This is a genomic window from Streptomyces sp. NBC_00090 (assembly GCF_045160815.1).
GTDB lineage: Bacteria > Actinomycetota > Actinomycetes > Streptomycetales > Streptomycetaceae > Streptomyces.
In genome coordinates, this window is the sequence record NZ_CP108224.1 from 8,621,018 (window position 1) to 8,633,800 (window position 12,783).

General features: G+C 74.0%; 3 protein-coding genes. All 3 read right to left on the reverse strand.

The features are described 5' to 3' along the window. Positions 1-16 precede the first annotated feature (16 nt). From OG361_RS38185 to OG361_RS38195, 3 genes are read right to left on the reverse strand one after another with little or no spacing between them, the layout of a single operon-like run. Positions 17-3,907: an amino acid adenylation domain-containing protein gene (locus OG361_RS38185; RefSeq protein ID WP_405861084.1), complete on the reverse strand. Its 3,891-nt coding sequence runs from the start codon at positions 3,905-3,907 to the stop codon at positions 17-19. Further along, positions 3,904-11,736, reverse strand: coding sequence for an amino acid adenylation domain-containing protein (locus OG361_RS38190; protein ID WP_405861086.1), 7,833 nt, complete (start codon positions 11,734-11,736; stop codon positions 3,904-3,906). The genes OG361_RS38185 and OG361_RS38190 overlap by 4 nt, the downstream gene beginning before the upstream one ends. After that, positions 11,721-12,770, reverse strand: coding sequence for a MupA/Atu3671 family FMN-dependent luciferase-like monooxygenase (locus OG361_RS38195; protein ID WP_405861088.1), 1,050 nt, complete (start codon positions 12,768-12,770; stop codon positions 11,721-11,723). Before OG361_RS38195 ends, OG361_RS38190 begins: the two co-directional genes overlap by 16 nt. Positions 12,771-12,783: the final 13 nt, after the last annotated feature.

Below are 12,783 nucleotides of genomic sequence, written 5' to 3' on the forward strand. Positions count from 1 at the left end.
CGGCCCGTCGCGCCGGTCATCGCCCTGCCGCCCAACCTCCTGCCGTCCCTTCCGTGGCCCGGTCCGACAGCACCTCGCCGATCGAGGCGAGCGGAGCCGGATCCAGCATCTCGTAGTGGCCGCACGCGACGTCGAAGGTCGCAAGCCGCCCGCCGCCGCACACCTGCCAGGCGTCCGGGGCGGCGCCCGAGCCGTCCGACGCGGCCCGGAAGTGGAGCACGTCCACACCGCGCGTCCGCACCGGAGAGGTCCGCAGCGCGTCCACCGCCGACCGCACCGCAAGCCGCGAGCCTTCCACCGCCCGCTCCCCGAGCAGCGCGATCTGCTCCGGTGGCGTCCCGTCCGCGGCGAACCCGGCCGACCCGGCCACGTGCCGGTGCGTCTCCTCCCAGTCGGGCAGACCCTCCTCGGGAGCCGGGTACGAGTCGAGCAGGGCCACGAACTCCACGGCGTGCCCCGTCGCCACCAGCTCCGCGGCCACTCCGTAGGCGAGGATGCCGCCGACCGACCAGCCGAGCAGCCGGTACGGCCCCTCCGGCTGCACCTCCCGGACCCGCCGCGTGTACTCCCGCACCAGCTCCTCCGGCTTGCGCGCACCGCCCTCCGGGTCTGACAGGCTCGGCGCCTGCAGCCCGTACAGCGGCACGTCCGGATCCAGGTGCGGCAGCAGCCGGGCGTACGGCCAGGCGAGGCCGCTCGCCGCGTGCACCGCGAACAACGGCCTCAGACGTCCGCGGGTCCGCAGCGGCAACAGCACGTCCAGGCCGGAGCCGTCGCCCTCGCCGTCGAGCCGGCGTGCCAGGGCCGCCGGGGTCGGCGCCTCGAACAGGGCACGGACGGACAGGTCGGTGCCCAGGACCGCACGCACCCGGCTCACCAGCCGGGTCGCCAGCAGGGAGTGCCCGCCCAGATCGAAGAAACCGTCGTCCGGGCCGACCCGGTCCACCCCGAGCACCTCGGCGAACAGCGCGCACAGCGGCTCCTCGTGCGCGTGGGCCGCCTCCCGGCGGGCGGCGGCGCCGTACGTGGGGGCCGGCAGCGCCCGCCGGTCCAGCTTGCCGTTCGGCATCAGCGGGAACCGCTCCAGCTGCACCACCGCCGACGGCACCATGTAGTCCGGCAGCGTGTCACGGGTGAGACGCCGCAGCTCCGCGCCGTCGAGCGGCGTCCCGGGCCCGGCCGCCACGGCGTACGCGACCAGCCTGCGGTCGCCCGCCCGGTCCTCCCGTACGACCGCGACGGCCTGCGCCACGCTCTTGTGCCGCAGCAGGGCGGCCTCCACGTCGCCGAGCTCGATCCGGAAGCCACGGATCTTCACCTGGCCGTCGAGCCGGCCCAGATACTCCAGCTGCCCGTCGGCCCGCCACCGCACCTGGTCGCCCGTGCGGTACATCCGGCCGCCGGGCGCGCCGAACGGGCAGGCCACGAAGCGCTCCGAAGACAGCGCCGGCCGGTTCAGATAGCCGCGGGTGACGCCCGCGCCGGCGATGTACAGCTCTCCCGGCTGCCCCACCGCGACCGGCTGGAGCCACGGATCCAGCACGTACACCCGGGCGTTGGGCACCGGCCGGCCGATCGGCGGATCGCCGTCGCCGTCCTCCTCGCCACTGCGCCACCAGGTCGAGTAGGTGGTCGCCTCGGTCGGGCCGTAGATGTTGGTGACCGCGCAGCCGGGCACCCGCTCCCGCAGCTCGCGCAGCAGGGCGTGCGGCACCGCCTCCCCGCCGAGCACCACGTGCCGTGCCGACACGTCGAAGGCGCCGCCCGCGGCCAAGCTCGCCATCGCCGAGGGAACGCCGCTGACCAGGCTCCCCTCCCAGCCGTCCCGTTCGAGCAGGGCGAACAGGTCGTCGACCAGCTCCAGACTGCCGCCGAGCGCCAGGGTCGTGACGATCTCGAAGACCGACACGTCGAAGCTGAGCGAGGTGGACGCCAGGACCCGCGCCATGCCGTCGGCGCCGAAATGGTCCTCGACGGTCGCCACGAAGTTGACGGCGTTCGCGTGCTCGACGACCACGCCCTTGGGGACGCCCGTGGTGCCCGAGGTGTAGATGACGTAGGCGGGGTGCCGGGGGAGGAGCGGTCCCGGCCGCTCCGCGTCCACGACGTCCGCGTCCTCCTGCTCCTCGACGCGCCGCGCCACGGCGGGGTCGTCCAGGACGAGCGCGATCGCCCCCTCCGGCAGCGCGCCCCTGGTCGCCTCGGTGACCACCGCGAGCCGGGGCCGCGCGTCGCCGAGCATCCGCGCCACCCGGTCGGCCGGGTAGCGCACGTCGACCGGCACATAGGCGGCCCCGGCCTTGAGCACGGCGAGCAGGGCGACGACCACGTCCGCGGTCCTCGGCAGCGCCAGGGCCACCCGGGTCTCCGGACCCGCACCCTCGGCGATGAGCACGCGCGCCAGACGATTCGCCCGGCGGTTGAGCGCGTCGTATCCGAGGGCCCGTCCCTGGTGCGAGAGGGCGGGCCGACGCGGGTTCCGCGCGGCTCGCGCCTCGATCAGGGCGGGCAGCGTGGCCGGTGTCACCGGGCGGTCGGTGGCGTTCCATTCCTCAAGCACCCGTCGGCGCTCGGCGGCCGAGAGGACCGGCAGGCTGCCGGCCGCGCGGTGCGGATCCTCGGCGATCGCCACCAGGATCCACTCGAACCGCTCGGCGATCCCCTCCACCGTCCCGCGCCCCAGCAGATCGGGCCGGAAGTCGAGCCGGATGCCCAGCTCCTCGGCCGGCGTGCAGATCAGGGAGAGCGGATAGTGGGTGGCGTCGAACCCTGTCACGTCGACGAGCAGTGCCTCGCCGAGACGGCGCTCGCCCGAGCCCATCGGATAGTTGTCGAAGACGGTCGTGGTGTCGAACAGAGCCCCGAAGCCCGCCTGCTGCTGGATCTCCGTCAGCCCGACGTGGTGGTGCTCGAACAGGTCGAGCTGCTCGTCCTGGACCCGTTCGAGGAGATCGAGCAGCGTGTCCCGCGGGCCGATCCGCACCCGCGCCGGAACGGTGTTGATCAGCAGCCCGACCATCGTCTCGACGCCGTCGACCTCGGCGGCCCGCCCCGACACCGTCATCCCGAACAGCACGTCGCCCTGACCGGTCAGCTGCCGCAGCACCAGTCCCCAGGCCACCTGCATCACCGTGCCGAGGGTGACCCCCGCCTCCCGCGCCCGGTCCGTCAGCGCGGCGGTGTGAGCGGCGGGCAGCGTGCGCACCACCCGTGCGGGCACCACCGTGCCCGTGCCCTGCGCCCGCGGCGCCACCAGCGTCGGCCCCTCGATCCCGGAAAGCGCCTCCGCCCAGGCGTCCAGGGACCACTCCGGGTCCACCTCGCCGAGCCAGTCCAGATAGGAGGTGTACGAGGGGGCGGCCGGCAGCAGGTGCGCCGCGGCACCCGCTCCGGCGTCGTACAGCCGGAACAGCTCGTCGAGAAGGATCGAGGTGGACCAGCCGTCCAGAATGATGTGATGGTTCGTCAGCGCGAAGCGCCAGCGCGTGCCGTCCAGACGGATCAGCAGGAAGCGGACCAGCGGCGGTCGGGCGGTGTCGAAGCGCCGCCGCCGCTCCTCCTCGACCAGCCGCGCGGCCTCGGCCTCCCGGTCGTCGGGCGCCGTCCCGGTGAGGTCGGCCGTCCGCCAGTCCAGCCGGACCCTCGGCGGCACGAAGCGAACGGGCGCGCCCGACGCGTCCGTACGGAACCCCGAACGCAGGCTGTCGTGCCGGTCAAGGAGTACCTGGCAGACCTCTCGCAGAAGAACGGGGTCGACCGGACCGTCGAAGTCCAGTGCCAGCTGGGTGGTGTAGATGTCCTGGCCGTCCGTGTCGAACGCCGTGTGGAAGAACAGCCCTTGCTGGAGCGGCGCCGGCCTCGACGTCCGCTCGTGGGCGTGCTCGTGGGTGCGGTCTGGTGCGGTCACGCCGTCTCTCCCGGTTCGCCGGTGCGTGCGGTCAGGGTCTCCAGGGCTTCGAACCAGGCGTCGGCCAGGGCCTCCACCCGGGGCCGCTCCAGCAGCGCCTTCGGATACGCCCAGGTGACGTGGAGTTCCGGCCGGTCCCCGCGGTCGTGGACGACCGCGGACACCTCCAGGAGGTGCGTCAGGGGCATCTCGGGGTCGCCGCCTCCGGCGACCGCGCCGGCTTCCGGCGCCAGGCCCCAGTCGGACTCGTCCGGCCGGTCGAACCGGCCCAGGTAGTTGAACAGGATCTGCGCCCGGGGCCGCGCCCCGAGCACGGGCGCGGTCTCCGGATGGAGATGGCGCAGCAGACCGAAGCCGAGCCCCTTGTCCGGCATGCTCCCGAGCTGGTCGTCCACAGCCCGTACGGTGCCGGCCGGATCGTCCGGATCGCCCGGCCGCCCCGGGAGCCGTACGGGGAACATGCTGGTGAACCAGCCCACGGTCGCCGACAGGTCGAGGCCGCCGGCGATCTCCTCGCGGCCGTGCCCCTCCACGTCCACGAGGAACGGCGCGTCGCCGTCGGACGCCGTGCTGTCGGAAGCATCGCTGCCGGACGCCGCGCAGTCGGGAGCATCGCTGTCGGACGTCGCGCCGCCGGAAGCGTCGCCGGGGCCGAGCGCCGTACGCCAGTGCCCCGCGGCCGTGCTCAGCGCGCCGAGCAGCACCGCGTTCACGCCGACGCCGAGCCGGGCGGGCACGCGGGTCAGGAGCGGCTCCGTCCGGTCGGCGGGAAGGACACGGGTGACCGTGTGCTTCGAGCCCTCGACATCACGGGCGGCCACGAGATCCGCACCCTTGACGAGATCGTCCGTCCCCTCGACGAGCCCCAGCCAGAAGGGGAGTTCGGGCACCCGCCCGCGCGCCTCGCGCTCCAGTAGGCGTCCCCAGTCGGCGAACGACACCGGCGTGAAGTCCGGCCCCGCCGTCCGCGGGGCCGCGCCGGCGCTCAGGTCCTCCAGGAGGATCCGCCACGAAACGCCGTCCACGACGAGGTGGTTGATCATCAGGAGCAGTCGGCCCGGCCGGCCGGGACCCGCGTCGAACCACACCGCCTGGAGCATGTTCCCGTCCTCGGGCGCCAGTCGCCGCCGTGCCGCGTCCGCCTCGGTGCGGACCACGTCCGCGAGGCTCCCGGCGGCGAGGCCGACCGCGTCGATCCGTACGACGTGCCCGGCCGCGTCGACCGCACCGCGCGGCAGGACCTCAAGGCGCCACGCGGGGGTGCGCGTCAGCCGCATCCGCAACGCGTCGTGCCGGTCGAGCAGCGACTGGAGCAGCGCCCGCAGCCCCGGCAGGGACAGGGCCGCCGGGGTCCGTACGAGCACGGACTGGTGGAAGCCGTCGACGGGGCCGCCCCGTTCGCGCTGCCAGTGGACGATCGGGGTGAGCGGCACCTCGCCGGCCGACGGCGCCGGGGCGGATCCCGTCGCCGCGCCCGCCTTGGGCGTCCGCACCTTCGCGTGGACGGCCAGTTCGGCGACGGTCCGGTACCGGAAGACGTCCCGCGTGGAGATGGCCAGACCTCGTGAGCGGGCCCGGGACACCAGCCGGATCGACACGATGCTGTCGCCGCCGAGCTCGAAGAAGTCGTCCTCGACGCCGACGTCGGGCCGTCCGAGGATGGCGGCGAACAGTTCACAGAGAAGCTTCTCGGCGGGGGTGTTCGGCTCCCGGGCCTCTCGGGTGGGGGAGACAGGGCCGTTCGGGGCGGGCAGGGCGGACCGGTCGAGCTTTCCGTTGGGCGTGAGCGGCAGCCCGTCGGGAAGCACGACGAGGGTGGGGACCATGTACGGCGGCAGCGCCCGCCGCGCCCACTCGGCGAGTTCGGAGACGAGGCCGTCGGCGGCGCCGGCGGCCCGGACGGGGGCGACGTACGCGACGAGCCGGCGCTCGCCCGGCCGGTCCTCGCGCACCACGACGGCGCAGCGGGTGACGCGGTGGTGCCGCTCCAGGACCGCCTCGATCTCGCGGGGCTCGATACGGAAGCCGCGCAGCTTCACCTGGTCGTCGGTGCGCCCGAGGAAGTCGAGTTCCCCTTCGGAGGTCCACCTGACCAGGTCGCCGGTGCGGTACAGGCGGGCGCCGGGCGGGCCGTACGGATCGGCCACGAACCGCTCGGCGGTCAGCCCCGGGCGGCCGAGGTAGCCCCGGGCCACGCCCGCACCCCCGATGTACAGCTCGCCCGGCACTCCCACGGGCACCGGCCGCAGCGCCTCGTTCACGACGTACACCCGGGTGTCGCCCAGCGGGGAGCCGAGCGGCGGGCGCTCCGCGTTGTGCGGGCCGATCGGGGCCGCGAGGGACCAGATGGTCGTCTCGGTGGGCCCGTACACGTTGGTGACCTCCGCGGCCAGGGCGGCGAGACCGTCGGCCAGGGCGGGGGGCAGCGCCTCGCCGCCGACGAGGACGCGCAGCCCCCGGACCGCGTCGGGGACCTCGGCCACGAGGCCGGACCACAGGGAGGGCGTCGCCTGGACGGCGGTGACCCCGTGCCGTCCGACCAGCCGGGCGAGGGCGTGCGGCTCGCGCACCTCGTCGGGAGAGGCGAGGACGACCGCGGCGCCGCCGAGCAGCGGCAGGAGGAGCTCCAGGTGGGCGATGTCGAAGGCGACGGTCGTCACGGCGAGCAGGCGGTCGGTCGGGCCCAGCGGCAGCCGGTCCCGCATGGCGGCAAGCAGATGGGCGAGATTGCGGTGGGTGACCGTCACCCCCTTCGGCCGGCCCGTCGAACCGGAGGTGTAGAGGACGTACGCCGTGCCGTCGGCCGGGATCGCCTCGTCCGGGCCCGGGCCTTCGGCACCGGCCCCGGCGGCGAGCCGGGGATCGTCCAGGGCGAGCCAGTCGTCGGTGCCGAGCGCGTCGCGGGTGGCGCGGTCCGAGAGCACCAGGAGCGGCGCGGCCTCGGACAGCACCATCTCCACCCGGTCCTTGGGGTGGTGCGGATCGACCGGGAGGTACGCGGCACCGGTCCGGTGCACGGCGAGGAGCGCGACCAGGAGGTCGGGAGTACGGTCCATGGCCACGGCGATCAGCCGCTCCGGGCCGGCGCCGAGCCGCCGCAGATGCCCGGCCAGCCGGTCCACCCGCGCGTCGAGCTCCCCGTACGTGATCCGGCGGTCCCCGTGGAGCACCGCCGCCGCGTCGGGTGTCCTGGCGGCCTGATCACGGAACCACTGCGGCACCGAACCGGTCGGCTGCTCCGCACCGGCCGCCGCACCGCTCCACTCCGTGAGGACGGTGTGCCGCTCGGCGGGGGACAGGACGTCCAGCTGCCGCACGGGCCGGGTGGGACGGGCGGCCGCGTCGGCGAGGTAGGTGGTGAAGCACCCGGCGAGCCGTTCCGCGCTGGCGTGGTCGAAGAGGTCGCGGGCGTAGAAGAGGGTGCCGTCCAGGCCCCCGTCGGACTCGGTGAGGTCGAAGAGCAGATCGAAAGGGGTGGTCCGGTGCCGGCCGTGGTTGAGCATGTCGACGTGGAGGCCGGGCAGTTCGACGGCGCCGGTCGCGTTGTTCTGCAGGCTCAGCATGACCTGGAAGAGCGGGTGCCGGGCCGCCGACCGCACCGGGTTCACGGCGTCCACGACCTGCTCGAAGGGCACGTCCTGGTTCTCCAGCGCGGCGAGGACTTCGGTGCGGACGCGGTCGATCAGGTCGCCGAAGTCCGGATCCCCTGAGGCGTCGGTCCGTACCACCACCGTGTTCACGAAGCAGCCGACCAGGTCGTCGAGAGCGCTGTCGGTGCGTCCGGCGACCGGGCTGCCGATGAGGATGTCCGTCCCGGCGCCGAGCTGCCGCAGCAGGCCCGCCAGGGCGGCGTGCAGCACCATGAACACGCTCGCGCCGTGCTTACGCGCCAGGGCGGTGAGGCGCGAGTGGTCCTCCGGGGCGAGCCGGAACGGCACCGCGCCGGCGCGATGGGAGGCGGCGGCGGGGCGTGGCCGGTCGGCGGGCAGCGGGATCTCGTCGGGAGCGTCGGCCAGCGTGCCGGTCCAGTGGGCGAGTTGCCGGGCGAAGGGGCTGCCGGGGTCGTCGGGCTCCCCGAGTCCCTCACGCTGCCACAGTGTGAAGTCGGCGTACTGCACGGGCAGTTCCGGGAAATCGGGGGCCCGCCCCCGCAGCCGGGCGGCATAGGCGCCGGAGAGGTCGCGGAGGAAGGGTGCGGCGGACCAGCCGTCGAAGGCGATGTGGTGGATCGTGACCGCGAGGACGTGCTCCTCGGAGGCGCAGGCGAAGAGCTCGGCCCGCACCGGTCTCTCCCGCGCCAGGTCGAAGTCCCACTCCGACGCCGCGACCAACGCCGTCTCGATGTCGCTCTGTGACGCCTCCCGCACCGTCAGGTCGAACTCTTCCGCCTCCAGGACCAGTTGACGGGGCACCCCGTCGGTGACCGGGAACACGGTGCGCAGACTCTCGTGCCGTTTCACCACATCCCGCAGCGCCGCCGACAGCGCCTCGGCGTCCAGCGGACCGGTCAGCCGCAGGGCGGTCGTGACGGTGTGCGAGGCGGCGCCCTCCGCCAGCTCGCCCTGCAGCCAGAACCGCAGCTGGGAGAAGGACGGAGGCAGTACCTCCCCGCGCGGCCGGGGCCGCAGCGGGCCACGGCCGGTACCCGCGGCCCCGACCCGCTCGGCGAGTCCGGCGGGCGTCGGCGACTCGAAGACCGTACGCATCCCGATCCCGTCGCCCAGCACCTCGCGCAGCCGGTTCACCAGCCGGATGGCGAGCAGGGAATGACCGCCGAGCTCGAAGAAGTCGTCGTCCGCACCGACCGCCGACAACCCGAGCACCTCGGCGAACAGTCCGCACAGCAGCCGTTCGGCGGGCGTGCGGGGCGGGCGGGAGCCGGTGCCCTTCCCGGGGGCGGGCAGAGCCGCCCGGTCGAGCTTGCCGTTGGGCGTGAGGGGAAGCCCGTCGGGGAGCACGACGACGACGGGGGCCATGTAGTCGGGCAGGGTCCGCCCGGCGTGCTCGGCGACTTCCGCCGCGGGATCGCCGTCGATGTGCGGGGCGGGGACGACGTAGGCGACGAGGCCGCGCTCCCCGGGCCGGTCCTCCCGTACGAGGACGGCGGCGCGGCCGACGGCCGGGTGGCGCTCCAGGGCGGCCTCGATCTCGCGGGGTTCGATGCGGAAGCCGCGTATCTTGACCTGGTCGTCGATGCGGGTGAGGAAGTCGAGCTCGCCGCCGGCGGTCCATCGGACGACGTCACCGGTGCGGTACATGCGGGTGCCGGGCGCGCCGTAGGGGTCGGCGACGAAGCGCCCCGCGGTGAGTCCCGGGCGGCCGAGGTAGCCGCGGGCCAGTCCGGCGCCCGCGACGTACAGCTCGCCCGGCACCCCCACGGACACCGGCCGGAGCCGCTCGTCCAGCACGTACACCCGCGTGTTCGCCATGGGCCGGCCGATCGGCGGCTTGCCGCCGTCCGCGTCCCGGGCCGGGTCCAGGCTCCTGAAGGTGGTGAACGTCGTGTTCTCGGTCGGCCCGTAGACATGGGTCAGCGCGGCGCCGGGGAAGCCCGTCAGCATCTGCCGCACGGCCCCGGCCGACGGCTGCTCGCCACCCGTCCAGACGTGCCCGAGCCGGCCGAGCGCCGAACTTCTCTCCGCGACAAGCAGGTTGAAGAGCGAGGTGGTGAGGAAGGCGCTCGTCGCGCCACCCTCGGCCACGGCCCGCTCCAGCGCCTGCGGCGAGGAGTCGCCGGCCGGCACCATCACGACCGTACCGCCGCCGAGCAGCGGCACCCACAGCTCGTACGTCGAGGCGTCGAAGGAGTGCGGCGAGTGGGCGAGCACCCGTGCGTGGCCACCGTCCGCCGCCCAGCAGGGATCGGCGGCGAGAGCGACGATGTTCCGATGGGTCACCAGGACACCCTTGGGGCGGCCGGTGGAGCCGGACGTGTACATCGCGTACGCGGCCCGGTCGCCGGTGATGTCCGGCCACCCGCCCGCATCCGGATCGAGGTCGACCGGACCGGCGTCCTCGGCCAGAACCAGCGGCACACCGAGCGGCGCGCCCGCGAGATCCTCGGCCCGCTCCTTCGTGGACGCGTCCGCCAGGAGCAGGCAGGGCCGCGCCTCCTCCAGGATCGCGCGCTGCCGCTCATCCGGGTTGCGCGGGTCCAGGGGAAGGTAGGCGGCCCCCGTCTTCAGTACGGCGAGCAGGGCGACGACCAGGTCGGCCGAGCGGCTCACGGCCACGGCGACCAGCCGTTCCGGCCCTGCGCCCTGCCGGCGCAGACGGCGGGCGAGGCGGTCGGCCCGGGCCTCGAGCCCCGCGTAGGTGAGCCGGGACTCGCCGCAGATCACCGCGGTGTCGTCGGGCGCGGCGACCGCGCGCCGCCGGAACAGCTCCGGTACGGAGTCGGCCGGGAGCGCCGTGTCCCGGCCGTTCCACGTCTCCAACGCCGTGCGGCGCTCGGCGGGGGTGAGGAGCTCCAGAGCGCCGATGCGCCGCTCCGGCGCGGCGACCGCCTGGGTCAGGAAGGCCGTGAAGCAGCGGACCAGACGCTCGGCGGTGTCGTGGTCGAAGAGGTCGCGGGCGTAGACCAGGGTGCCGTCGAGCGCCCCGTCGGTCTCCGTGACGTCGAGGAGCAGGTCGAAGGCGACCGTCCGGTGGGGGCTGGGGTCCAGCAGGCGGGTGTCGAGGCGGGGGAGGTGCACGGCGGCGCCCGCGTTGTTCTGCAGACTGAGCATGACGTGGAAGAGCGGGTGCCGGGCCGCCGACCGCGCCGGGTTGACGGCCTCCACGACCTGCTCGAAGGGCACGTCCTGGTGGTCGAGTGCGGCCATGACCCCCGTCCGGGCCTGCTGGAGCAGATCGTGGAAGTCGGGGTCGCCGGAGGTGTCGGTCCGGATGACGACCGTGTTGACGAAGCAGCCGACGAGGTCGTCGAGGCCGACGTCGGTGCGGCCGGCGACCGGGCTGCCGACCAGGATGTCGGTGCCGGCGCCGAGCCGTCCGAGGAGCCCCGCGAGCGCCGCGTGGAGGACCATGAAGGTGCTGGCGCCGTGCCGGCGGGCGAGTTGGGAGAGGTGCCGGAAGCTGTCGGGCGGCAGGTGGAAGGGGACGGTGCCGGCCCGGTGGGTGGCGGCGGCGGCGGGGCGCGGCCGGTCGGTGGGGAGGGGGAGTTCGGCCGGCGCGCCCGCGAGGGCGCGGGTCCAGTGGGCCAGTTGCTCGGCGAAGAGGCTGCCGGGGTCGTCGGGCGCGCCGAGCTCCTTGCGCTGCCACAGGGTGAAGTCCACGTACTGGAAAGGGAGTTCGTCCCAGGACGGAGGTCGGCCGTCGAGGCGCGCGGTGTAGGCGTGCGAGAGGTCGCGGAGGAACGGTGCGACGGACCAGCCGTCGAAGGCCATGTGGTGCACGGTGATCGCCAGCACATGGTGGTCGTGGGAGCCGACGGCGAGCAGGACGGCCCGCAGCGGGATCTCGCGCGCCAGGTCGAAGTGATGCTCGGCCGCGTCGGTCAGGGCCGCCTCGACGTCCTCCTCCGCGACCTGTCGTACGGGCAGCTCGACCGTCACCGCCTCCAGGATCCGCTGCCCGGGCACCCCGTCGGTGACCGGGAAGACGGTGCGCAGACTCTCGTGCCTCGTCACCACGTCCCGCAGCGCGTCGCGCAGCGCCGCCGCGTCCAGCCGGCCCGTCAGCCGGAGCGCCATCGAAGCGTTGGGCCATTCGCCGGCGCGGTCCATCTCTCCCTGGAACCAGAACCGCAGCTGCGAAAACGACAGAGGGATCACGGTGGTCTCGGCCTCTCGGGTCTCTCGGGTTTTTCGGATCAGTTCGCTTCGCATGCTTCGCGGAGGGCGTTCAGGTAGCGCAGCCCGTCCAGCACGGTCTTGGTGTCGATGCCGAAGTCGATCAGGCAGGCGATCTCGTCCACGCCGATGCCGCGCAGCCGCTCGACCGTCGCCTTCGCCTCCTCCACCGTCCCGAACAGCCCCCGTTGCTCGAAGTAGGCGTCGAAGGACTGGGCGACGAGGAAGTCGAGGTCCTCGTCCTCCAGTGCGTCGATGTCGAAGTCCGGGTCGAGGGCGCCGAACGAGCGGGCGATGAGATGGACCGAGCTTCTGAGGTAGGCGGACAGCGGCCCTTCGACGGTGGCGCGCACCTCGTCCCGGCCGGCGCCGAGAAAGGTGTGCAGCATCAGGACGACATGCCCGTCCCAGCCGTCGTGCGTCTCACGCGCCGTCCGCCGGTACTCGGCGATCTTCGCGGCGAGTTCGTCGACATCCTGGTGCAGCAGATGGGTGAGGACCCCGGCCCGCGCCGCCGCCGCCGTACGGAACGTGTCCGCGTCGCCGGCGCTGGTCACCCAGAGCGGCAGCTCCCGCTGCACCGGTGGCGGGAAGATCCGTACGGTCGCCGGGGCGCCGTTGCCGTCCACGACCTCGTGGCCGTCCCCGCGCCACAGCCCGCGGAGTTGCTCGATGCTGTCGGTCAGCTGGCGTTTGCGGTCCTTGTACGGCACCCGGCTCAGCGCGAAGTCCACCGGGTGCCAGCCGGAGGCGAGCGACACCCCGGCCCTCCCGCCGGAGAGGTTGTCCACGACCGACCATTCCTCGGCGATCCTCAGCGGATGGTGGAGGGGCGCGACGACGCTCCCGGCGCGGATGGCGACGGTGCTCGTGACCATCGCCAGGGCGGCGCCCACCACGGACGGGTTCGGGTAGAGCCCGCCGAAGGGGTGGAAGTGCCGTTCGGGCGTCCACACCGCGCGGAAGCCGTGCCGGTCGGCGAAGCGGGCGCCCTCCAGGAGCAGTTCGTACCGTCCTGCGTCCCCGTCAGGTGTGCTGTCGTCGGCGAAGTAGAAGAGGCTGAAGTCCATCGGGAATCCTTCG